The organism is Prevotella rectalis, assembly GCF_900607215.1.
GTDB lineage: Bacteria > Bacteroidota > Bacteroidia > Bacteroidales > Bacteroidaceae > Prevotella > Prevotella brunnea.
The window spans coordinates 155,562-178,334 of the sequence record NZ_LR027822.1 but is presented as its reverse complement, the minus strand read 5'-3'; the positions used below and the strand labels follow the sequence as shown (position 1 = coordinate 178,334).

Below are 22,773 nucleotides of genomic sequence, written 5' to 3'. Positions count from 1 at the left end.
ACAGTTAGAATTATGGGATTTATCATTAAACCGGTGGTCACCGAGAAGATGACCAAAATTACAGACAAGTCTTCCGAAGACAAAAAGATTACAGCTCCCAGCGAAAAGGCAGGCAAACGCCATAACGCAACTGCTGAAATCCGCAAGTACGTTGTTAAGAATAGACGCCATCCGGAAGGTATAAACAAGGAAAAAACCGTTTATACCTACACCAAGATAGCTCAACCGAAATACGGCTTTATCGTGAAACCGGAAGCTAACAAACTTGAGATTAAGAAGGAAATTGAAAGTCTGTATAATGTTACAGTGATTGATGTGAATACGATTCGTTATGCCGGAAAACGTCAGGCACGTTATACAAAGGCAGGACTTGTGAAAGGTCAGAAGAACGCATTCAAGAAGGCTATCGTAACTTTGAAAGAAGGCGATACAATTGATTTTTACAGCAATATTTAAATAGAAAATGGCAGTACGTAAATTAAAACCGGTAACCCCGGGACAAAGACACAAGATTATTGGCACGTTCGAGGATATTACTGCATCCGTGCCAGAGAAGTCTCTCGTTTACGGTAAACGTTCTACCGGCGGTCGAAACAACACCGGTAAGATGACGGTTCGCTACATGGGTGGCGGTCATAAAAGAAAGTACCGTTTCATTGATTTCAAACGTGAGAAAGATGGTGTTCCAGCTGTAGTGAAGACAATCGAGTATGATCCTAACCGTTCTGCTCGAATTGCCTTGTTATACTATGCAGATGGTGAAAAACGTTACATTATTGCTCCAAACGGACTGCAAGTGGGCGCACGTCTCATGTCCGGCGCAGATGCCGCACCTGAGGTTGGAAACTCACTTCCATTGGCAAACATTCCCGTTGGTACCGTAATTCACAACATTGAATTACGACCGGGACAAGGTGCATTGCTTGTTCGTTCGGCTGGTAACTTTGCTCAGCTTACTTCTCGTGAAGGCAGTTACTGTGTGATTAAGCTCCCCTCTGGCGAAACACGTCAGATTCTTTCAACTTGTAAAGCTACGATCGGAAGTGTTGGTAATTCTGACCATGCTCTCGAACAGTCTGGTAAGGCCGGACGTTCTCGCTGGTTAGGTCGTCGCCCACACAACCGTGGTGTTGTTATGAACCCTGTTGATCACCCGATGGGTGGTGGTGAAGGTCGTCAGTCCGGAGGACACCCACGTTCTCGCAAGGGCTTGTATGCTAAGGGACTGAAGACACGCGCACCGAAGAAGCTTTCAAACAAGTATATTATTGAAAGAGCTAACAAGAAGTAATTAAGTAATTAAGAGTAAATTATGAGTCGTTCATTAAAAAAAGGTCCTTACATTAACGTTTCACTCGAGAAAAAAATCCTCGCAATGAATGAGAGTGGTAAGAAAAGTGTCGTTAAGACTTGGGCCAGAGCATCAATGATTTCCCCGGATTTCGTGGGACACACTGTTGCAGTTCATAACGGAAATAAATTTATCCCTGTTTACATTACTGAGAACATGGTAGGACATAAGCTCGGAGAGTTCAGCCCTACTCGTCGTTTTGGTGGACATTCCGGTAATAATAAGAAGTAAGCAGGTCAAAACCATTTAGAAAAATAAAATAATAATGGGAGCAAGAAAACATATAAAGGCAGAGGCTCGCAAGGAAGCTTTAAGAAGCCAGTATTTTGCAAAGCTCAAGGACTGCCCTTCATCACCCCGCAAAATGCGCTATGTCGTAGATATGGTTCGTGGTATGGAGGTGAATCGTGCCCTTGGCGTGCTTAGGTTCTCTAAAAAGGCAGCTGCGCAGAACGTTGAGAAACTTTTGCGTTCAGCTATTGCTAATTGGGAGAATAAGAATGACCGCAAAGCTGAAGACGGTGAACTTTATATCTCTAAGATCTTCGTTGATGAAGGTGTAACAATGAAGCGCATGCGTCCTGCACCTCAGGGCCGTGGCTACAGAATTCGTAAACGTTCTAACCACGTCACACTCTTTGTAGATTCAAAGTCTGACGCTAACAATGATAATTAAATAGTAGAATGGGACAGAAAGTTAATCCAATAAGCAACCGCTTGGGTATTATCCGCGGTTGGGAATCAAATTGGTTTGGTGGCAAGGATTTCGGAGATAATCTCTTGGAAGATAAGAAAATCCGTACATACTTGAACAAACGCTTGGAGAAAGCAAGTGTTTCTCGTATTGTCATCGAACGCACATTGAAACTTGTCACCATCACTATTTGCACTGCCCGCCCCGGACTCGTCATTGGTAAGGGTGGTCAGGACGTTGACAAGTTGAAAGAAGAATTGAAGAATCTTTTTAAGAAAGATATTCAAATTAACATCTTTGAAGTTAAAAAACCTGAGCTGGATGCAAACATTGTTGGCAACAATATCGCTCGCCAAATCGAAGGTAAGATTGCTTACCGTCGTGCCATTAAAATGGCTGTAGCCAATACTATGCGTGCCGGTGCTGAAGGTATTAAAGTGCAGATTACAGGTCGTTTGAACGGTGCCGAAATGGCACGCAAGGAAATGTTCAAGGAAGGGCGAACCCCTCTTCATACTTTCCGTGCCGATATCGACTATTGCCAAACCGAAGCTCTTACAAAGGTAGGACTTTTAGGTATCAAAGTGTGGATTTGTCGTGGTGAGGTGTATAAGAAAGTGGATCTTACCCCGACCTTTACCCAAGACAAGGGCAACAATCGTTCCAACACCGGAGGTCGCTCCGGACGCGGTAATCGCAGAAGAAACAATAACCGTTAAATGTAGAAGCTATCATGTTACAGCCAAAAAGAGTAAAATATAGGAGACCTCAAGATGGGCGTGGCAATAAAGGCAATGCTCACAGAGGTACACAATTGGCTTTTGGTTCTTTTGGTATCAAGACACTTGAACCGAAATGGATTGACAGCCGACAGATTGAGGCAGCACGTGTAGCCGTAAACCGCTACATGAACCGCCAAGGTCAGGTCTGGATTCGTATTTTCCCGGATAAGCCTATTACACGTAAACCTGCCGATGTGCGTATGGGTAAAGGTAAAGGTGATCCTGCAGGTTGGGTGGCACCGGTAACACCGGGACGCATCCTCTTTGAAGTGGAAGGGGTTAGTTTTGATGTGGCAAAAGAGGCTTTACGTCTCGCCGCACAGAAACTTCCTGTTAAGACAAAGTTCGTTGTACGACGTGATTACGATAAAAACGCTTAAGAAAGATGAAGACAGCAGAAGTTAAATCAATCGAAACCAAGGATTTGGTTGAGAAAATCGAGAATGCGGAGGCAGCTCTTGCGAAAATGAAGCTGAACCACCACATTACTCCACTTGAGAATCCATCACAGATTAAGGCGACTCGTCGCGATATTGCGCGTATGAAGACAGAACTTCGTCAGAGAGAACTTAACAAATAACAATGGTCCAGATGGAAACAAGAAATTTAAGAAAAGTAAGACAGGGTGTCGTTATCAGCAACAAAATGGATAAAACCATCGTTATTGCCGCTAAGTTCAAGGAGAAACACCCTATATATGGTAAATTTGTTCAGAAAACGAAAAAGTACCATGTTCATGATGAGAAGAATGAAGCCAACGTGGGCGATACCGTTCTCATTATGGAAACACGTCCTTTGAGTAGAACAAAGAGATGGAGATTAGTTCAAATAGTAGAAAAAGCTAAGTAATTATGATACAATCAGAATCAAAACTTACAGTATGTGATAACAGCGGGGCTCGTGAAGCTAAGTGTATCCGCGTTCTTGGTGGTACACGTCGTCGTTATGCAAGTGTTGGTGACGTTATCGTAGTTGCTGTACAGAGCGTCATCCCATCAAGTGAAATTAAAAAGGGTGCAATATCAAAAGCTTTGATAGTACGTACTAAAAAAGAAATTCGTCGTGCCGATGGTTCCTATATTCGTTTCGACGATAATGCTTGTGTTTTACTGAATAACGCCGGTGAATTGAGAGGCAGCCGTATTTTCGGTCCTGTTGCTCGTGAACTTCGTGCAGTAAACATGAAAGTGGTATCTTTGGCACCTGAGGTTCTTTAATTATTTAAATCGAATAATAAAATGGCAAAATTCCATATAAAGAAAGACGATAAGGTGATCGTTCTTGCTGGCTCTGATAAGGGTAAAAGTGGTAAAGTGCTGAAAGTACTCGTTGACAAACAACGCGTGCTTGTTGAAGGAATCAATATGATGTCCAAGAGCACAAAACCCTCTGCAGCAAGTCCTCAGGGAGGTATTGTTAAGCAAGAGGCACCTATTCATATTTCAAATTTAAGTTTGATAGATCCTAAAAGCGGTAAGCCAACTCGTATTAAAATCGAGCGTGAAGGCAAAACTGTGAAGCGCATCGCTAAAAAGTCAGGGGAGGAAATTAAATGATGAATACAGCACAGTTAAAGAAAGCGTATAAGGAGCAGATTGCTCCCGCATTGCAGAAGCAATTCAACTACACTTCTGCCATGCAAATTCCTGTCTTGAAGAAGATTGTTATCAATCAAGGCTTGGGTGATGCGACTCAAGATAAGAAAATCATAGAGGTGGCACTCAATGAAATTTCCGAGATCGCTGGTCAAAAAGCTGTGGCTACCTATTCAAAGAAAGATATTGCGAATTTCAAGCTACGCAAGAAAATGCCAATTGGTGTTATGGTAACTTTGAGAAGGGAACGAATGTATGAATTCCTCGAAAAGTTGGTACGTGTGTCTTTACCTCGTATTCGCGACTTTAAAGGTATTGAGAGCAAATTTGATGGTCGTGGCAACTACACCTTAGGTGTAAATGAGCAGATTATCTTCCCGGAAATTAACATCGATCAGGTAGATCGTATTCAAGGTATGAACATAACTTTCGTAACCACCGCCAAAACGGACGAGGAAGGTTATGCTCTCTTGAAAGGCTTCGGACTACCGTTTAAGAACGCTAAAAACGATTAAGAGATATGGCAAAAGAATCAATGAAAGCTCGCGAAATCAAACGTGCTAAACTCGTTGCACGTTATGCTGAAAAACGCGCGGCTCTAAAAAAGATTATCGCTACTTCTAACGATCCGGCTGAAGCATATGAGGCTGCTCGTAAACTTCAGGCAATTCCTAAGAATGCGAATCCTATCCGTCTTCACAATCGCTGTAAAGTTACAGGTCGTCCGAAAGGATATATCCGTCAGTTCGGTCTTTCCAGAATACAGTTCCGTGAGATGGCTTCTCAAGGGCTAATCCCCGGAGTAAAGAAAGCTAGCTGGTAATTTATCTATTGTGTTATGTGTTTAAGGCTTGAGTCCTTAAATACATAACGCAGTGAAGATGAAGATTTTTTTTAATATTGTCGGGGCAGTCCCGATTAATTAAACATTTATATTTATGACAGATCCAATAGCAGATTATCTGACAAGACTTAGGAACGCTATTATGGCTCATCACCGTGTGGTTGAGGTTCCTGCGTCGAACTTGAAGAAATCTATTACGAAGATTCTCTTTGAGAAGGGCTACATTCTGAACTACAAGTTCATTGAAGATGGTCCTCAGGGTACCATTAAGGTTGCGCTGAAGTATGACCCTGTTACAAAGAAAAACGCCATCAAGAGTTTGAAGCGCGTTTCAACACCGGGTCTTCGCCAGTACACTGGCTACAAAGACATGCCGAGAGTTATTAACGGATTGGGAATAGCGATTATTTCTACGTCCAAAGGTGTAATGACTAACAAAGAGGCTGCTACCGAGAAAATCGGTGGTGAAGTTCTTTGCTACATTTATTAATTGGGAGGATTATTATGTCAAGAATCGGAAAATTACCAATTAGTATCCCTGCCGGCGTTACGGTTAATCTCAAGGATAATGTAGTTACGGTAAAAGGCCCCAAAGGTGAGCTCTGCCAATTTGTACATCCTTCCATTAAGACTATCATCGATGAGAATCAGGTAAGTTTTGAGGTTGATGAAAATCATCCTGAGAATTACAAACAGAAGCAGGCTTATCATGGTTTGTATCGTTCACTCGTAAACAATATGATAGTTGGAGTTAGCGAAGGTTATACAAAGACTTTGGAGCTTATAGGTGTTGGTTATCGTGTTTCTAATCAAGGAAATCTTATAGAATTTTCACTTGGTTACACTCACCCCATCTTCCTTCAACTACCGAATGAAGTCAAAGTTGAAACCAAGAGTGAGAGAAATCAGAACCCTCTCATAAAACTCGAATCGGCTGATAAACAGTTGTTAGGTCTTATTTGTGCTAAAATCCGTTCTTTCCGTATGCCGGAGCCTTATAAGGGCAAGGGTATTCTCTTCAAGGGAGAGGTTATTCGCAGAAAGTCTGGTAAGACAGCTGCAGCTAAGTAACTTTAATAATTTATTGAGATTATGACAACAAAGAAAGAACAAAGAAGACTTAAGATAAAATTCCGTATTCGTAAGAATGTGGAAGGAACTGCAGAGCGTCCACGTTTATGCGTCTTCCGCAGTAACAAGCAGATATATGCACAGGTGATAAATGATCTGACAGGCACTACTCTTGCTTCAGCTTCTTCGGTTGGTCTTGAGAAAATGGCTAAGATAGAGCAAGCTAAGAAAGTAGGAGCTCTTGTTGCGAACAAAGCAACAGCAGCAGGTGTTGAAAAGGTTGTTTTCGACCGTAATGGATACCTTTATCATGGTCGCGTCCAGGCTTTGGCTGATGCAGCACGTGAGGGAGGACTTAAATTCTAAACGATTATGGCAATGAATAAAGTAAAAGTAAATAGTGATGTTGAAATGAAAGACCGCTTGGTTGCCATCAACCGCGTGACGAAAGTTACAAAAGGTGGTCGTACTTTCACGTTCGCTGCTATCGTCGTTGTAGGTGACGGTAAAGGCGTAATCGGATGGGGACTTGGTAAAGCCGGAGAGGTAACAGCAGCTATTCAGAAAGGTACTGATGCTGCCAAGAAAAACCTTGTGAAGGTTCCCGTGTTAAAAGGTACTATTCCTCATGAGATAGAGACTCGTTACGGTGGGGCACAGGTACTCCTTAAACCGGCAGCAGCCGGTACCGGGCTAAAAGCCGGTGGTGCCATGCGTGCCGTTCTTGAGAGTGCGGGCATCTCTGATGTGATAGCAAAGTCTAAAGGTTCGTCCAACCCACACAACCTCGTTAAGGCAACGATTGCAGCTCTTTCTCAGATGCGCGATGCGTACGCCGTGGCAGGTGAACGTGGTATTTCGATGGAAAAAGTATTTAACGGTTAATTAAGGAGAATAAATTATGGCAACAATAAAGGTTAAGCAAATAAAGAGCCGTATCAACGCTCCTAAAGACCAGAAGAGCACATTATTGGCTCTTGGGCTTCGTAAGATTTCTCAGGTTGTTGAAGTAGAAGATACTCCAAGTATCCGCGGAATGATTAACAAGGTTCATCATCTGGTATCAATAATTGATTAATTCATCTTATAAAAGGTAAAAGTAATTATGAAATTAAATAATTTGAGACCGGCATCGGGTTCCACTCATTCACGTCGTCGCATTGGTCGCGGACCAGGTTCTGGTCTCGGCGGTACTTCTACTCGTGGACACAAAGGAGCCAAATCTCGTTCCGGTTACAAGAAGAAGATTGGTTTTGAAGGTGGACAAATGCCACTTCAGCGTCGTGTTCCTAAAGGTGGCTTTAAGAATATCAATCGTAAGGAATACTTTGCTGTAAACTTGTCTTCTCTTCAGAAACTTGCTGAGCAGCAGAACCTCACGAAGATAGGACTTGCAGAATTGAAGTCAGCCGGTTTAATCAAAGGCAATGTACTTGTTAAGATTCTCGGAATGGGAAAATTGACAGCAAAAATCGATGTAGAGGCAAATGCATTCTCAAAAACTGCCCAAGAAGCAATTCAGGCAGTTGGTGGTAACACAACTATAATCTAAATCAATGAAAAAGTTTATTGAGACACTGAAGAACTGTTGGAAGGTAGAGGATTTGCGTCAGCGACTTCTCATTACCATCCTCTTTACGGCAATTTACCGTTTTGGGTCGTTCATCGTACTCCCGGGTATCAACCCTGCGTTACTTGAAAAATTGCAGTCGCAGACAGCCGGCGGTCTTATGTCGCTGTTGGACATGTTCTCCGGTGGTGCATTCTCCCATGCTTCCATTTTTGCATTGGGAATCATGCCTTACATCTCAGCTTCCATTGTAATGCAGCTCCTTGCCGTCGCTGTACCTTATTTCCAAAAGATGCAGCGTGAAGGTGAAAGTGGACATAAGAAAATCAATTGGTACACTCGTGTCTTGACGATAATTATCTTATTCTTTCAGGCACCTGCGTACCTCATCAACTTGAAAACCCAAGCTGCCGGTGCTCTCGCATCAGGCGTTAGCTGGACGGCTTTCATTTTCTCTGCTTCCATTATTTTGGCAGCAGGTTCCATGTTCATCCTTTGGTTGGGAGAGCGTATCACCGATAAGGGTGTGGGAAATGGTATTTCGCTCATTATTATGGTGGGTATTATCGCACGTCTGCCCCAGGCTTTCATTCAGGAGGTCAGCAGCCGTTTCACCGCAATCACCAGTGGTGGTTTGGTAATGTTCATCGTTGAGCTTATCATCCTGTACGCCGTAATGTGCGCTGCAATTCTTCTCACCCAGGCAACTCGAAAAGTTCCGGTGCAATATGCCAAGCGCATTGTCGGGAATAAGCAATATGGAGGAGCTCGCCAGTATATTCCTTTGAAGCTCTTCGCTGCCAACGTTATGCCCATTATCTTCGCGCAAGCGTTGATGTTCATTCCTTTGGCAATTGTGCAGTATTCGACCGATAATGCGAGTCCGATTCTTCAATCATTGATGAACACCAAGAGTGTTCTGTATAATGTGATATATGTGATTTTAGTCATCGCATTTACCTATTTCTATACAGCTATTACTCTTAATCCTACACAGATGGCAGAGGACATGAAGCGCAACAATGGCTTCATTCCGGGAGTAAAGCCGGGAAAAGACACCGCAGACTATATCGATACCGTTATGTCGCGTATCACTTTCCCCGGATCGCTTTTCATAGCATTCATTGCTATTATGCCGGCTCTCGTAGGTTGGTTAAACGTTCAAGATGCTTTCGGACAGTTCTTTGGCGGTACCTCCCTTCTCATCCTTGTTGGTGTAGTCATTGATACACTTCAGCAGATAGAGTCGCATTTGATGATGCGTCACTATGATGGATTGTTGAATGCCGGACACACACGAGGCAATGGTGGTGTAGCTGCTTATTAAGTTTTTTCTTGATGAACTGATATACTTCCTTGAGCAGAAGATGAAATAAATCCATGTGGCTGATTACGTGTTTGGATTTTTCAGACACTAATCGCCACCGGGTTGTAGTTACCGCATCCATCTTTTTGAAAGCAATTCTCAATTCGAGTGAAACATTTTATCTTCATAAGTAAGAAGTTGAACATTTAGAAAGAAAAAGAATATAAGTATGGCAAAGCAAACTGCAATAGAGCAGGACGGAACAATAGTTGAAGCATTGTCAAATGCAATGTTTCGTGTTGAGTTGGAAAATGGTGTTGATATTACTGCCCATATTTCGGGCAAGATGAGAATGCACTACATCAAGATACTTCCCGGCGATAAGGTGAAAGTTGAGATGAGCCCCTATGACTTAACAAAAGGCAGAATAGTTTTCAGATACAAATAAATAGAATTAAAATGAAGACAAGAGCATCTTTAAAGAAGCGCACAGCCGACTGTAAAATAGTACGTAGAAAAGGTCGTCTGTTCGTTATTAACAAAAAGAACCCTAAGTTTAAACTGCGTCAGGGTTGAGTTAAAGAATCGTAAAAAGGTGATTGTGAATAAATTTATGGTTACCTTTGCATGCTTTTCATAGCAAAAACGTTTTATTAATTTATTACATTCAATGGCAATAAGAATTGTTGGAGTAGATTTGCCCCAAAATAAGCGTGGCGAAATCGCATTGACTTATATCTATGGTATAGGTCGAAGTAGTTCAGCAAAGATATTGGATAAAGCAGGTATCAATCGCGACCTGAAGGTTAGCGAGTGGTCTGACGACCAAGCTGCTAAAATCCGTGAAATTATCGGTGCTGAATTCAAGGTAGAAGGTGATCTCCGTTCCGAGATCCAAATGAACATCAAGCGCCTCATGGATATAGGTTGCTATCGTGGAGTTAGACATCGTAATGGTCTTCCGGTTCGTGGTCAGAGCACTAAGAATAATGCTCGTACCCGTAAAGGAAAGAAGAAGACTGTTGCTAATAAGAAGAAAGCTACTAAGTAATATTTAGTTCAAAGTCCTGAAATAAGCAAATCTCTTTTGTTTTTTCGGACTTCATGCTTAAACTAAAAGAAATTATGGCAAAGAAATCAGCAACATCTAAGAAAAGAAACGTAAAAGTTGACGCATTGGGTCAGCTTCATGTTCATAGTTCATTTAACAATATTATTGTATCTTTAGCAAACAATGAAGGTCAGGTTATATCTTGGTCTTCTGCCGGTAAGATGGGTTTCCGCGGTTCAAAGAAGAATACTCCTTACGCTGCTCAAATGGCAGCCGAGGACTGTGCGAAGGTTGCTTTCGACCTTGGTCTTCGTAAGGTTAAGGCTTACGTGAAAGGTCCGGGAAATGGTCGCGAGAGTGCTATCCGTGCCGTTAACGCCGCAGGTATTCAGATAACGGAGATTGTGGACGTAACACCTTTACCCCACAATGGCTGTCGTCCTCCCAAGCGTCGTCGCGTATAATCACATCTTATAACAATTAAAAGAAATTATATTAATTATGGCAAGATACATAGGTCCAAAATCCAGAATTGCGCGCCGTTTCGGTGAACCAATATTCGGTGCAGATAAAGTGTTGGCTAAGAGAAACTATCCTCCCGGGCAACACGGAAATAACCGTCGTCGCAAGGTTTCTGAGTATGGAGCACAGTTGGCAGAGAAGCAGAAAGCAAAATATACTTACGGTGTTCTTGAGCGTCAGTTCCGCAATATGTTCGAGCGTGCTGCAAAGGCAAGTGGAATTACCGGTGAGATATTGCTCCAAAATCTTGAGAGCCGTCTCGATAACGTAGTATATCGTCTTGGGATTGCTCCAACTCGTGCTGCTGCACGTCAGTTAGTGGGACACAAGCACATCATCGTGAATGGTAAAGTTGTAAACATTCCATCTTATTCTGTTCAACCCGGCGACATCGTTGGTGTTCGCGAGAAGGCAAAGTCTTTGGAGGTTATTGAAGCAGCATTGGCCGGCTTCAATCACAGCAAGTATCCTTGGATAGAGTGGGACGAAAACACCAAGAGTGGCAAGTTCCTCCACAAACCGGATCGAGCTGACATACCAGAGAATATTAAGGAGCAGTTAATCGTAGAGTTGTACTCTAAACAATAAAATCATTAAATTAATGGCGATATTAGCATTTCAAAAACCTGAAAAAGTTGTGATGCTGGAGGCTAATGACCAATTCGGAAAATTCGAATTTCGTCCCCTTGAGCCCGGCTTTGGTGTTACCATCGGTAACTCCTTGCGCCGCATTCTCCTTTCCTCTCTTGAAGGTTATGCCATCAACACCATTCGTATCGATGGTGTGGAGCATGAATTTTCTTCCGTACCGGGAGTGAAGGAGGACGTTACCAACATCATCTTGAATCTCAAACAAGTTCGATTCAAGCAAGTAGTAGAAGAATTCGAGAATGAGAAAGTTAGTATCACCGTTGAGAATTCTACAGAGTTCAAAGCAGGTGATATTGGTAAGTATCTTTCTGGATTTGAAGTGTTAAATCCGGATTTAGTGATTTGTCATTTAGATTCCAAGGCATCCATGCAGATGGATATCACCATCAACAAAGGACGCGGTTATGTGTTCTCTGAACAAAATCGTGAATTCTGCACCGATGTCAATGTGCTACCAATCGATTCCATCTATACTCCTATCCGTAACGTTAAATATTCAGTTGAGCCTTATCGTGTTGAACAAAAGACCGACTATGACAAACTGGTATTGGAAGTTACTACCGATGGTTCCATTCACCCCAAAGACGCGCTAAAGGAAGCTGCAAAAATTCTGATTTACCACTTCATGTTGTTCTCCGACGAGAAGATTACCCTTGAGAATCCCGAGCAGGAGACCAATCAAGAGTTTGATGAAGAAGTGTTGCACATGCGTCAGTTGTTAAAGACTAAACTCACTGATTCCACGCTTAATCTTAGCGTACGGGCACTTAATTGCCTGAAAGCTGCCGATGTGGAGACGTTGGGCGATTTGGTTCAATACAACAAGACCGACCTTCTTAAGTTCCGTAACTTTGGTAAGAAATCGCTTTCAGAGCTTGATGATTTGCTTGAGAGTCTGAATCTATCGTTTGGAACCGACATTTCAAGATACAAATTGGATAAAGAATAAGTTTGAAGAAGTTGATTGTAGGACTTTTGCTCCTCCAATTTTTCTCCCTCTTTTCTTTACCTCAACAATTAAAACAAAAAATGAGACACAATAAAAAGTTCAATCATTTAGGTCGTACTGCCGACCATCGCAATGCCATGTTGGCAAATATGGCTATTTCCTTGCTTCGGCACAAAAGAATCACTACGACCGTTGCCAAGGCAAAAGCCTTGAAGAAATATGTAGAACCCCTTATCACGCGTGCCAAGAACGACACGACCAACTCTCGTCGCGTTGTCTTCCGTTACCTTCAGGACAAGAAAATCGTAACAGAATTGTTTAAAGAAATTTCTGTTAAGGTGGGCGATCGTCCCGGTGGCTATACTCGCGTTATTAAGTTGGGTGCACGTCAAGGCGATGCAGCTGAAATGGCATTCATCGAATTGGTTGATTACGATGAGAATATGGCAAAACAGCCTAAGGCCGAAGTTAAGAAGACACGTCGTAGTCGTCGTTCTTCAAAGAAGGCAGAACCGACGGTTGATAACACTGAATCGACTGAGGCTAAAGAGGCTTCCGCTGAATAAATTAATTCTTTTTCTCTTCTAAATATCAGTCCTTGGCAAACTCTTGTCAGGGACTTTTTTTATTTCAGGTGGTGGTAAACAGAAGCTTGACAGCGAGCATCCGACCTGCCCGACACCATGAAATTACATTACAAAAAACTATGTTGGGAACATGCTTCGTAATCTGTTGATAATCAGGATGATATTAATTGCAATTTAAAAGCTTGGCTTTTGCATTCCAATTCATGACCTTTTGCAGTGCAAAAGGTAAGCTTTTGGAAAGTGAGAGCTAAGCTTTGGATGGAGGAATGAAGAAAAATTGGGACACTGTTGGGCTGTTTAGGGAAAATCCTTTTATTAATAGGGATTTTATTTGCATTTATTTGTTTTATTCTTTCTATCTTTGCTACAAATTAAAAAATATAGCGTATGAAAAATAGTGCCATCATTGCCATAGCGTCTTTATTTCTTTTTGGTTCTTGTAGCACTTATACCGGTTCCGGTGCTCTTGACGGTGCCTACCTTGGAAGCATTTTGGGCAGTGCGATTGGAGGCATATCCAATGGAGCACGTGGGTCTGATGTAGGAACGATTATTGGAATGGCGGGAGGAGCTGTTATTGGTGCTTCCATTGCCGCTCAAAAAGAGCAACAAGACCGTGGGCAGCTGCATGAACGTTACGAGCAGATACAACGCAATAAAGCCGAAGGCATGAATCCCTATGCCGCCACAAGCCCTTCATTGGATAATTCCAATTGCGAGCAAAGTGGATTTGATGCCACGAACTCCGGCGACGACAGAATTTATGATTTCACGAATAGCGAATATACCGGCGATTACAGTGCTGTCCCACCCACGTCGGTCATTCCTTCCGAATCAAGTGTTGAAGACTTGGTGCGTGCCTATCAGTATGCCCCTCATATCGAAATCCGAAATGCCCGTTTCGTTGATGACAACGAGGATGGTGTCTTGTCGGCCGGAGAAATGGGCAAACTGATTTTTGAAATCATGAATAGGGGAGAGGAGACTCTCTTTGATGTTCAGCCCTCTGTTCTTGAAACCACCAATAACAAATACATCTATATCAGTCCGTCCATTCATGTCGAAAGCATTGCACCCGGAGATGGCGTTCGTTATACGGCACTTGTCAAAGCCGACAAGCGTCTAAAGTCCGGCACGGCTACTTTTGCCGTTACCGTCTTACAAGGACAGCGAAGCATCAGTAAAGTAACAGAATTCAATATTCAAACTCGGAAGAGGTAGGTTGGGTCTCCTATTTTCTTCGCAGGAAATTTCAGGCAGTGGATTTATTACCACTGCCTTTTTTGTCCCTATGGTGGATAAGATTATCCAATCGCTGGATATGTGTTGCCAACAAATGAATAAGGTTTGTCCCTGCGGTGGATAAGGTTTGCCCCTCGTTGGATATCCGTTCCTCCTCTGTTGATGGGAATGCCATGATAAAAAAGAGAGATGCACCTTTCGGCACATCTCCCAAGAGTAATTATCATATTAATACTATGCTTAGAAAGCAATGAACGGACGAACAGTAAACATTGGTCTGGTCTTGTGATAGTTGGTCTCATCGAAACCGGATACTGCCGTACCATCATCAGCGAGGTTAAACGATGTAGGTCTGCCGTATCTACCGAATGCGAGGTAGAATGGGACAGCTTTGGTATCGTTACCATCTGTACTTACTGCGTAAATCTTTCCTGCCGTCAGGTTATAACCAACCTTGCGGTCTGTCAAGTTCAAGTCGGCATTGGTCAGTTTGTAGCAAAGAGCCAATTCTGCTGTGGCGTACATCGTCGCATCCTCAAAGTTGGACTCATAGCGGTCTGTGACACTTGGCCGGTGATCTGCTCCGAGGAATCCCTCCTTGAAGTTATTCTGGAGACATTTTGCCCACTGTGCCCAACTTGGAACGAACCATTTTGAGCAGCCTGCCGGTACGACCATCTTGCGGGTGTTGGTACCATCGTCGCAAGGAGAGTTCTGCTCATGGAAGTAGGTTGCCGTTAGATAGAACAAAGGATAATTTTTACTTTCAGCTTTGATGATATTGGCATTTACTATGTTACCACCTTCCCCTACGTAACCAAGAGGGCTGTAGGTATAGTCATAGCCGTTATAATCCTGCTTGGGGTCGGATGCGTTTGTTTCAAGAGGATGGTTGTCGTATCTTGTTGTTGAAGGACCCCATGCGTTCACGTAGTTGGTGCCCTGTTCCAACTCTGTCAGAGCGATGGCGATGTGCTTCAATGGATTGCCGTTCTCGTCAACTGCATTTCCGGCAAAGTCTTCTGCATCTGCTTGTGGAACTACCCATGCGATAGGCCATCCCGGGTGTGATGGGTCTTTTGCGCCGGCGTTGTTGTTGCCGTAGTATTCGTCGATAGTTGCTGAGACACCGTCGCTGAAGAGGTAGGTGTTGATGTTGCGCTCCGGGGTGATGTTGTTGAAGTGCATCATGTGACCGTATAGCTCATCCGAGCCTGTATTGAACTTCACCGCATTGCTGCTTGATTTTTTGGTTCTGCCATAGGTCTTCTTATATGTTTTACCGTTCTCGAGCAAAATCTGGATGGTCATCGTCTGAGCAATGTAAATTTCGGTTTGGAACGTCTTGAAGTAGATGTCGGGAGTCTTCCCATCGGCACCGACAGTCATGTTTTCAGGCTCGATGGTCAAGTAACCGATATAGCTATCATCTGAACCCACTGAGCCGGAATTGTCCACTGTTGCCTTGGTTTTGAAATTCTCGCCTGAAACGAGTATCTTCATAATTTTCTGATCTTTGTCTTCTGCGTTCAATTGCGCAACGAAATGAACGGTATTGGTCAGCTTCTGAAGCTTGGTATAATACTTTGGAGCTTGAGACTCACCTTTGGAAACATTCACTTTGCCCCACATGTAGTCAACGTCTTTCAAGCCTTCTCTTGTGCCTTTCTGATGGTCGATGTCGATCACGAGCTTGGAGCCTGCTAATTCATAATCCTTTGCCGGATACATCACCATTCCGCTGGTTTCTGTGGCTGTGCCTGCGAAAACAGCTTTGTCGTCAGTCATCCTCACAATGCTGAAATCTGTAGGTGTGGAAGTGAAGCTGCTGCCATAGTATTTCATCTTGTCGGTTGATTCCCACTTGCAGATGAAGTTCTTGCCGTCGGGAGTGTAGGTAACACGTGTGCCTTTGGCGTTGGCTGTGGCATTGTCGTCGGTTGGATAAGTTGCCGTAAGCTCTATTTTGCGTGCGTTCTGCTCGCCGTTTTCTCCCGTAACTGCATCGTCGCTGCTACAAGCTCCCATTGCCAATGATGCGATGGCAAGAGAGACCATATATAAATATTTGTTCTTTTTCATAATGAAATTCTTGATTTTTTTAAATAGTTGTTCACTTATCATATTGACAATGATGTGTTTACCAGTCTCCTTCGGGAGCATCGGTACCGTCCTCACCCGGGACTTCTGTTGGCTTGTCTTCTGGTTTTACGGGACCTGACCCTGCCAATAATGATTGGTTTTCAAGCATCAATGCAACCATTTCCGGTTTTACATAATGCTGTTTTTCATTTTTTTCTGTAATTTTGACCATGATGAATATAATGTTATAAATTTATAATTATCACAAGATTTATTCCCTTGCGTAAGCTTTTGATTTTGTTTGGTAATTATATATGGGGCTTATTGTATTTATACTGCTGCAAAGTTCTTTCTTTTTTTTATTAACGAAATAATTTCCGGTATTTTTTACATTATTTGTTCCATCTTTCCTTTTTGTCACTCGCTTTTTACGGTTGTCTTTTCCCGTGATGCGAGAACCGGACGACTCTGAAAAAGGCTGTGTGATAATTCTTGAACGACCGTTTTACGACTGACCCCGTTTGACTGCAATTTTGACTGAGTCATTTGTTTTAAATATATTAGTACAATCAATTAGCTTCTTTTGATTCCGAATAAGTCTTTTCTCAGGTATGCCCGAAAGCCATTCTATAGGAATCGACTTCGCTATCTCTCAAGTCCGGCTTGCAGAATATTAAAGTCAGTTTTATCCTATTTTCTATTGAAATTGGTGCAAAGCTATAAATTTCTTTCCAATAAGTACACATTTACCCCCCCCCATTTAACATTATTTAAAGTCAATGAACATAAATTCAATATAAGAGAAAGTATTTGGCAGTGTCCCTAAGATGCACCCACAAGGCAGTAGAATTTCTTTGCAATATGTATCCACCGATTGGCAAACCTTATCTACCATCGGGACAAACACAAGGTTTGTCCCGACGGAGAAATGGAATTGCCACGGTTGGCAAGGGAAGAATCACGATGAACAGAATTTCCCCGTGTGTGGTCAAGCAGAGACGAACAACGAATGGAAGGGAATGACTTTTCATCGTGAAGTCGGGAGTCGGCATGACAAAAGAAATTTATATCTCCGACACCTGCTTGTCTTACGATGGAATGATTATTTCTTCATCATTTCCTCGACGGCACGAACGAGCTGGCGGTCGTAGCCGTTAAGATAGTCTTCCGGTGTGTTGTACACCTCGATGTCGGGATTGAGCTGTTTGTTCTCGGCGAACTTACCGTCCATTCCCTGACAGCCTACTTGCGGAATGCCGAACACCATTCCATTGATGAGCGTCTCCCACCATACGGCAGTCATGGTTCCTGCCACGGGCGTACCCACGAGTTTACCGATTCCCAAGTACTGATAAATCTGTGGGAAACCATGTCCGTTGCTGTAATCATCCTCGCAAATCAGGACGCATGATGGTTTGTTCCACTTGTTGAAGGGGTCGGTTCCAATCAGTTTTCCATGTGGGATGAATTTCTGATATTCCTTTCCGCTGAGCAATGTGCAGAGGTCGTCGTGCAGCCATCCGCCACCGTTGTGGCGTTCATCGACAATCACGGCATCCTTTGCCCTGTTTTCGGCATTGAGCAGTTCGCTGTAAACCGTTCGGAAGCTCGGGCTGTTCATGCCCTTCACGTGTACATAGGCAATGCGCCCCCCTGAGATGCTATCCACGAAAGCACGGTTGCGATCCACCCAACGCTTGTAGAGCAGTTCTTGTTCCGCGCCTTTGCTGATGGCTTTTACAGTTACGTCGAAACGCTTTTTCGTGTTTGGGTTGAATACCGATACTCGAATGGGTTTTCCTACCTTTCCATCGAGCATATAGTTGTAATCCTTACCTTTGAGAATGGGCTCTCCGTCGATTTTCTCAATCACGCAACCGGCTGTTACCCCTGTTTTCTTAACGGCAAAGGGACCTCGTTTGATTACCTCCTCGATTTTCAGTCCGTCGCCATTGTAATTTTCATCATAGAACAATCCCAAGCGAGCGGTGTAGAGACTCGGACCATCGGGACTAAAACGCGCTCCGGTGTGAGAAGCATTCAATTCGCCAAGGAGTTCGCTAAGCATATCTCGGAAATCGTAGTTGTTGTTGATATGCGGCAAGAATCGCTCGTAAATCTTCCGATAGCCTGCCCAATCCACACCATGTAAATCTTCCACGTAGAACTTGTCAGTCACTTGTTGCCAGATATGGTCGAAGATGTAAGCACGTTCCTCATACGGCTTGTAGTCGAACCGAGCTTCAAAAGGCACGTTGCTCACGGAGTTCTTTGTCAAATCCACCTTTTTTATGTTGCGACGCGAACAGAGGTAAAGGTTCTTGAACTTCTTGTCGGCCTCCAATGCCCCTCTTCCCACATCCTTCAATACAATCTGCGTCTTATTCTCTTTCAAGTCGTGTTTCCAAAGGTCGTAACCCCCTTCGAACGATGCCTGATAATAAAGCGTGTCGCCTCCGGGACTTAATGCTGCATCGCCCAAATGAGAGGAATTGACCGTTAGTCGAACAATTCGGTCGCGACAATTTTCCAAGTCGAACTCTAAGGGCTTCACCTCATTTTTCTTCTTGTTCTTGTCGGCGTCTTTCCCTTTCTTCTTTCCCTTTGCCTTCTCTTTCTCTTTGGTTTCGGCTTCTGTTTTCTTCTTATCCTTTTCCAGTTGGTCGGCAAGTTCCCTTTCCTCCTTCGTCATGCAAAAACGCTCGTATGCATCAAGGTCGAAGAACATCAGGTAAACATCCGCCTCTGCTCCCCAACTGCCATGACTGCGATAGCCGGCGCGGTCGCTGAAGAAGAGCATTGCCTTTCCGCCCAAAGCCCATTTAGCCGATTCGTCGTTGTAGCCACTCTGTGTGAGGTTAAAAGGCTTTTTCTTTCCGGTGGCATCCACCAATGATACATCGGAGTTGTTCCAGCCTGCATTTCCCATATAGGGAACCAACAGCCAGCGACTGTCGGGACTCCAAGAGAACCAAATGTCGCCATCACTGTAAGAATACAAATCCTTTCCATCGGTAACGGCAATCACGTTCTTTGTCTTTACATCCATTACTTTCAGGGAAGCACGATTTTCAAAGAAGGCAATTTTTTTGCCATCAGGACTGTATTGAGGCATTTGCGAGGTTTGGTTGGTGTTGGTCATGCGTTCCTCTACCAAGTCCGTGGCGTAAGTAAAGTTCTTTTCGCCACTGTTCTTTATCTTCGTTTGATAAATCTGCCAAATACCGTTTCTCTCTGCTCCGTAAACAATGCTCTTTCCATCCGGCGAGATGTCGATATCGCGTTCCTGTTCCGGCGTGTTGGTAATCTGTTTCGTAGTCTTGTAATCCACCGATGTTACATACACATCGCCATGCAGCACGAAAGCGATTTCCTTTCCGTTGGGCGACACCTTGATTTCCGTTGCTCCCGAGGTGCGCAACTGGCGATTGAGCTGTTGATCGATTTGGTCGGTAACAATGCTGATATTTACCTTTCGCGGCTGTTCACCATCGGTCACGGTGTAAATCTCGCCATCGTAACCATAACACAACGTACCATTGTTGGCGATGGTAAGGAATCGCACCGGATTCTTCACGTGATGCGTGATTTGTACCTTTCCGGAGCCATCGATATTGCGTTTATACACATTGAAAGTTCCGTCTTCCTCACTCAGGTAATAATAGCTGTCGCCACTGTTTGCCCAAACCGGTGTGCGGTCTTCTCCGTTGAAATCTGTCAGTTTGGTATATTTCCCTTTGCTGTACATCCAGATATCACGAGCAATCGGCGAACGATGGTGTTTTCTGAAATTATCCTCATACCCTTTTTGGTCGTGATAGAGTATGTCCCCATTCGTTCTTACGCACACATCAAGCATGGGCATCGGCGAGAAGAGACGAGGTCGGCTGCCCTCAATACTCACCTCGTAAGTTTGTGGGAAAGAACCCGAAGCAAATAATATTGATTTTGCCGTGGGCATGAGCGAGGAAGAGAAAAGTACGGTGTTGTTGTCTTTGAACGCCATGGGAATTTCATCTCCGCTATTCGTAGTCAGGCGTGTGGGCGCACCTCCCTCTTTTGACATCAGGTACACATCCAAACTTCCTTCCCGCGATGACGCGAAAGCAATCTTTTGTCCGTCGGGACTCCAAACAGGATAAGCGTCATAAGCCGGATTGGTGGTAAGTTGGCGAGCAGCACCTCCACCAACGGGAACGGTGAAGATGTCGCCTTTGTAAGAGAATGCGATCGTCTGCCCATCGGGAGAGATGGCACTGAATCGCATCCACAAAGGACTGTTTCCTGCCATTGCAGAAAGAGAAAGTCCTAAAAGAACTGCTGTTAATATTTTTTTCATTGTCATTAAATTTATCTTTTGCAAAAATAAAGAAAAATATCGACACTCTTGACATTCCTCCCAATTATTCTTTGAGAGATGCACATATTCAATTTGTTGCAACGATTCGCAACGGAAGAATACAACGGCAGAATGGGTTAAGAAATATCTTTAACCTCAACCGACCATTAGAAACCACTTTAGTTCTTTTTTTGTTACTTATGCCCGATTTGGATTTAATTCCGGCTGTTTATTTTCACTTTCTTTCGACAGGTTGTGTGGCGTTTTTTAGCCACGTCTGCTCCTCATTGGTTAAATAAGGTGAAAGCTCGCGATAGACCCTTTCGTGATAGCTGTTCAGCCAGTGCACTTCTTCCGCTGTCAGCATATTGAAATCAATGGGAGTAGTGTCAATGGGGGCGAGCGTTAAAGCATCGAAACCAAGAAAATCTCCGAATGTGGTTTGCCGATGAGGCTGAATAAGCATCGTGTTTTCTATGCGCACTCCAAATTTCCCTTCCAAATATATTCCCGGTTCGTTTGTAACGGTCATTCCCGGAAGTAAAGGCGCAGCCACCCATTCCATTCTTATTTGGTGAGGTCCTTCATGAACATTGAGAAAACTCCCCACGCCGTGCCCCGTGCCGTGCATGAAGTTGTAACCCTCGCGCCACATGGCTTGTCGGGCAAAGGCATCGAGCTGCGAACCACAAACACCGGTAGGGAATTTACACAATGCCAACTGTATATGCCCTTTCAGCACAAGTGTGTAAATCTTTCGCTGTTCCTCACTAACCGGTCCGAGTGCGATTGTCCGGGTGATGTCTGTCGTGCCATCAACATACTGCGCGCCACTGTCAATCAACACAAGTCCTCGAGGCTCAACGAGCCTGTCGGTTTTAGGCGTTGCTTCGTAATGCACGATGGCACCATGCGCTTCATATCCCACGATGGTATCAAACGAAATTCCCTCATACAAAGCTTGTTCTGAACGCAACGAGGTGAGCTTTTCGCCCAGTGTTATTTCGGTTTGTCCTCCTGCCTCTACCGCAGGTCTGAGCCATTTCAGAAACTTTACCATTGCCACTCCATCGCGCAACATGGCATTGCGAAAGCCCCTTATCTCTGTTTCGTTTTTAACGGCTTTCATGGTAGGAATGGGCAACTTCCCGATGATGCTTCTTGCGTTGAAAGCCACCGTGAATAAACGCTCGTTCAGTGCATCCGAATCCAACAGCAACGCAATGTCCGTACATTGAGCCAGTGCGATTGGAATTTGTTCATAAGGTGCTGTTTCCACCCCTTCCGACAACAAATAGCGGTTTATCTCCGGCGAGATTTTCTCCATATCGGTATAGAGCACCGCCTTTTGTTTGAGAATAAAGAGATAAGCCACGAACACCGGATTGCAATGCACATCGGAACCTCTGAGATTCAGTGTCCATGCCACATCGTCGAGGGCGGAAACGATTGTGCCCTCGGCTTGTTGTTCGGATAACGCCTTGCGGATGCGTCTCAGCTTGGAAGAACACGTCTCGCCCGCATATTGCAAAGGGTGCAAGAAGATTTTATTTTTCGGACGCAGCGGACGGTGGTTCCAAATTTCAGCCAAAGGGTCGAAATCGGTCTGCAAAGTGAAATCACCCAATTTCTTCAAAGCTTTTCTCAAGTCTTCGGCAACCGAATGTGAACACACCCATCCGTCAATCCCAATCTTTTTGCAAGTATCTTTCTTCAGTTCTTTTGCGAGCCATTCGCTGACAGAAGGTGTTGTCGCGATTCGCTCTTTCATCAATACGAATTCTGTTTCCGCCAGCTGTTCGGCAGCTGCTATAAAGTAGCGAGAGTCGGTCCATAAGGCTGCGCTCGTCATTGTTACGACGGCAGTTCCCGCGGAGCCATCAAATCCTGAAATCCATTCCCTTCCTTTCCAATGGTCGGGGACGTATTCGCCTTGATGAGGATCGGTACTCGGAAAGACAAAGGCGGCAAACCCTTTCCTTCGCATTACTCTGCGCAAAGCCGTTAAACGCGCATTGATTTCGGTTTTCATGTTCAGTAGTTTTTCTCATGGCAAAGATACGCATATTCTCTGATACATCCCCATTTTTCAAATCTTACTTCACGATTATTTGCTATCCCCGGATGGCAAACAAAG

The 22,773-nt window shown here is 43.9% G+C and carries 32 protein-coding genes; 27 read left to right on the top strand and 5 right to left on the bottom strand.

The window, feature by feature from the left end:
- Window positions 1-12: 12 nt before the first annotated feature.
- The 27 genes from rplW (at window position 13) to E0E16_RS09010 (ending at window position 14,194) form a co-directional block, all read left to right on the top strand.
- Window positions 13-456, top strand: coding sequence for a 50S ribosomal protein L23 (gene rplW / locus E0E16_RS09140; RefSeq protein ID WP_130830059.1), 444 nt, complete (start codon window positions 13-15; stop codon window positions 454-456).
- 7 nt (window positions 457-463) lie between these two features.
- Entirely contained in the window at window positions 464-1,291 is an 828-nt protein-coding gene (rplB, locus tag E0E16_RS09135) for a 50S ribosomal protein L2 (RefSeq protein ID WP_130830058.1), read from the top strand.
- A gap of 21 nt (window positions 1,292-1,312) precedes the next feature.
- On the top strand, window positions 1,313-1,582 hold the full coding sequence (rpsS, locus tag E0E16_RS09130) for a 30S ribosomal protein S19 (protein WP_005844140.1): 270 nt from the start codon (window positions 1,313-1,315) through the stop codon (window positions 1,580-1,582).
- 34 nt (window positions 1,583-1,616) lie between these two features.
- Entirely contained in the window at window positions 1,617-2,027 is a 411-nt protein-coding gene (rplV, locus tag E0E16_RS09125; protein WP_130830057.1) for a 50S ribosomal protein L22, read from the top strand.
- An 8-nt stretch (window positions 2,028-2,035) separates the two neighbouring features.
- Window positions 2,036-2,764, top strand: a complete 729-nt coding sequence (rpsC, locus tag E0E16_RS09120; RefSeq protein ID WP_130830056.1) for a 30S ribosomal protein S3 — start codon at window positions 2,036-2,038, stop codon at window positions 2,762-2,764.
- A gap of 14 nt (window positions 2,765-2,778) precedes the next feature.
- Entirely contained in the window at window positions 2,779-3,207 is a 429-nt protein-coding gene (gene rplP / locus E0E16_RS09115; RefSeq protein ID WP_130830055.1) for a 50S ribosomal protein L16, read from the top strand.
- A gap of 5 nt (window positions 3,208-3,212) precedes the next feature.
- On the top strand, window positions 3,213-3,407 hold the full coding sequence (gene rpmC / locus E0E16_RS09110) for a 50S ribosomal protein L29 (protein WP_130830054.1): 195 nt from the start codon (window positions 3,213-3,215) through the stop codon (window positions 3,405-3,407).
- A 2-nt stretch (window positions 3,408-3,409) separates the two neighbouring features.
- Entirely contained in the window at window positions 3,410-3,676 is a 267-nt protein-coding gene (rpsQ, locus tag E0E16_RS09105) for a 30S ribosomal protein S17 (protein WP_130830053.1), read from the top strand.
- A gap of 2 nt (window positions 3,677-3,678) precedes the next feature.
- The gene (gene rplN, locus E0E16_RS09100; protein WP_130830052.1) at window positions 3,679-4,044 is read left to right on the top strand and encodes a 50S ribosomal protein L14; all 366 of its coding nucleotides are present in this window, start codon (window positions 3,679-3,681) and stop codon (window positions 4,042-4,044) included.
- A 21-nt stretch (window positions 4,045-4,065) separates the two neighbouring features.
- Window positions 4,066-4,383 carry a 50S ribosomal protein L24 gene (gene rplX / locus E0E16_RS09095; protein ID WP_130830051.1) on the top strand — a complete coding sequence of 106 codons (318 nt, stop codon included), beginning with the start codon at window positions 4,066-4,068 and terminating at the stop codon, window positions 4,381-4,383.
- Window positions 4,383-4,937 carry a 50S ribosomal protein L5 gene (rplE, locus tag E0E16_RS09090; protein ID WP_130830627.1) on the top strand — a complete coding sequence of 185 codons (555 nt, stop codon included), beginning with the start codon at window positions 4,383-4,385 and terminating at the stop codon, window positions 4,935-4,937. The genes rplX and rplE overlap by 1 nt, the downstream gene beginning before the upstream one ends.
- A gap of 5 nt (window positions 4,938-4,942) precedes the next feature.
- Window positions 4,943-5,245, top strand: coding sequence for a 30S ribosomal protein S14 (gene rpsN / locus E0E16_RS09085; RefSeq protein ID WP_130830050.1), 303 nt, complete (start codon window positions 4,943-4,945; stop codon window positions 5,243-5,245).
- 115 nt (window positions 5,246-5,360) lie between these two features.
- The gene (gene rpsH, locus E0E16_RS09080) at window positions 5,361-5,756 is read left to right on the top strand and encodes a 30S ribosomal protein S8 (protein ID WP_130830049.1); all 396 of its coding nucleotides are present in this window, start codon (window positions 5,361-5,363) and stop codon (window positions 5,754-5,756) included.
- Window positions 5,757-5,770: 14 nt separating this feature from the next.
- Window positions 5,771-6,337, top strand: coding sequence for a 50S ribosomal protein L6 (gene rplF, locus E0E16_RS09075; RefSeq protein ID WP_130830048.1), 567 nt, complete (start codon window positions 5,771-5,773; stop codon window positions 6,335-6,337).
- Window positions 6,338-6,358: 21 nt separating this feature from the next.
- The gene (rplR, locus tag E0E16_RS09070; RefSeq protein ID WP_130830047.1) at window positions 6,359-6,703 is read left to right on the top strand and encodes a 50S ribosomal protein L18; all 345 of its coding nucleotides are present in this window, start codon (window positions 6,359-6,361) and stop codon (window positions 6,701-6,703) included.
- Window positions 6,704-6,709: 6 nt separating this feature from the next.
- Window positions 6,710-7,222, top strand: coding sequence for a 30S ribosomal protein S5 (gene rpsE / locus E0E16_RS09065; RefSeq protein ID WP_130830046.1), 513 nt, complete (start codon window positions 6,710-6,712; stop codon window positions 7,220-7,222).
- Window positions 7,223-7,238: 16 nt separating this feature from the next.
- On the top strand, window positions 7,239-7,415 hold the full coding sequence (gene rpmD, locus E0E16_RS09060) for a 50S ribosomal protein L30 (RefSeq protein ID WP_130830045.1): 177 nt from the start codon (window positions 7,239-7,241) through the stop codon (window positions 7,413-7,415).
- A gap of 27 nt (window positions 7,416-7,442) precedes the next feature.
- Window positions 7,443-7,889, top strand: coding sequence for a 50S ribosomal protein L15 (gene rplO, locus E0E16_RS09055; protein WP_130830044.1), 447 nt, complete (start codon window positions 7,443-7,445; stop codon window positions 7,887-7,889).
- Window positions 7,890-7,893: 4 nt separating this feature from the next.
- The gene (gene secY, locus E0E16_RS09050; protein WP_130830043.1) at window positions 7,894-9,234 is read left to right on the top strand and encodes a preprotein translocase subunit SecY; all 1,341 of its coding nucleotides are present in this window, start codon (window positions 7,894-7,896) and stop codon (window positions 9,232-9,234) included.
- A gap of 208 nt (window positions 9,235-9,442) precedes the next feature.
- Window positions 9,443-9,661: a translation initiation factor IF-1 gene (infA, locus tag E0E16_RS09045; RefSeq protein WP_130830042.1), complete on the top strand. Its 219-nt coding sequence runs from the start codon at window positions 9,443-9,445 to the stop codon at window positions 9,659-9,661.
- An 11-nt stretch (window positions 9,662-9,672) separates the two neighbouring features.
- Window positions 9,673-9,789, top strand: a complete 117-nt coding sequence (rpmJ, locus tag E0E16_RS09040; protein ID WP_004335771.1) for a 50S ribosomal protein L36 — start codon at window positions 9,673-9,675, stop codon at window positions 9,787-9,789.
- A gap of 94 nt (window positions 9,790-9,883) precedes the next feature.
- Window positions 9,884-10,264 carry a 30S ribosomal protein S13 gene (gene rpsM, locus E0E16_RS09035; RefSeq protein ID WP_025067926.1) on the top strand — a complete coding sequence of 127 codons (381 nt, stop codon included), beginning with the start codon at window positions 9,884-9,886 and terminating at the stop codon, window positions 10,262-10,264.
- 74 nt (window positions 10,265-10,338) lie between these two features.
- Window positions 10,339-10,728: a 30S ribosomal protein S11 gene (rpsK, locus tag E0E16_RS09030; RefSeq protein ID WP_130830041.1), complete on the top strand. Its 390-nt coding sequence runs from the start codon at window positions 10,339-10,341 to the stop codon at window positions 10,726-10,728.
- Between the two features lie 37 nt (window positions 10,729-10,765).
- Window positions 10,766-11,374, top strand: coding sequence for a 30S ribosomal protein S4 (rpsD, locus tag E0E16_RS09025; RefSeq protein WP_130830040.1), 609 nt, complete (start codon window positions 10,766-10,768; stop codon window positions 11,372-11,374).
- A gap of 13 nt (window positions 11,375-11,387) precedes the next feature.
- Window positions 11,388-12,386, top strand: a complete 999-nt coding sequence (locus E0E16_RS09020) for a DNA-directed RNA polymerase subunit alpha (protein ID WP_130830039.1) — start codon at window positions 11,388-11,390, stop codon at window positions 12,384-12,386.
- 80 nt (window positions 12,387-12,466) lie between these two features.
- On the top strand, window positions 12,467-12,952 hold the full coding sequence (gene rplQ / locus E0E16_RS09015) for a 50S ribosomal protein L17 (RefSeq protein WP_130830038.1): 486 nt from the start codon (window positions 12,467-12,469) through the stop codon (window positions 12,950-12,952).
- 408 nt (window positions 12,953-13,360) lie between these two features.
- On the top strand, window positions 13,361-14,194 hold the full coding sequence (locus tag E0E16_RS09010) for a hypothetical protein (protein WP_130830037.1): 834 nt from the start codon (window positions 13,361-13,363) through the stop codon (window positions 14,192-14,194).
- 31 nt (window positions 14,195-14,225) lie between these two features.
- On the opposite strand, the gene E0E16_RS13625 is transcribed toward E0E16_RS09010, so the two are convergent.
- The 5 genes from E0E16_RS13625 to E0E16_RS08995 all read right to left on the bottom strand — a co-directional run bounded on the left by E0E16_RS13625 (window position 14,226) and on the right by E0E16_RS08995 (window position 22,668).
- Window positions 14,226-14,390: a hypothetical protein gene (locus E0E16_RS13625; RefSeq protein ID WP_158635974.1), complete on the bottom strand. Its 165-nt coding sequence runs from the start codon at window positions 14,388-14,390 to the stop codon at window positions 14,226-14,228.
- Window positions 14,391-14,455: 65 nt separating this feature from the next.
- On the bottom strand, window positions 14,456-16,297 hold the full coding sequence (locus E0E16_RS09005) for a hypothetical protein (protein ID WP_130830036.1): 1,842 nt from the start codon (window positions 16,295-16,297) through the stop codon (window positions 14,456-14,458).
- A gap of 58 nt (window positions 16,298-16,355) precedes the next feature.
- Complete coding sequence (locus E0E16_RS13620) at window positions 16,356-16,529, bottom strand: hypothetical protein (protein WP_165444221.1); 174 nt, start codon at window positions 16,527-16,529, stop codon at window positions 16,356-16,358.
- A gap of 870 nt (window positions 16,530-17,399) precedes the next feature.
- Window positions 17,400-20,636 (bottom strand): S41 family peptidase, encoded by a 3,237-nt coding sequence (locus tag E0E16_RS09000; protein WP_130830035.1) that lies wholly within the window; start codon window positions 20,634-20,636, stop codon window positions 17,400-17,402.
- Between the two features lie 235 nt (window positions 20,637-20,871).
- Entirely contained in the window at window positions 20,872-22,668 is a 1,797-nt protein-coding gene (locus E0E16_RS08995; protein WP_130830034.1) for an aminopeptidase P family protein, read from the bottom strand.
- Window positions 22,669-22,773: the final 105 nt, after the last annotated feature.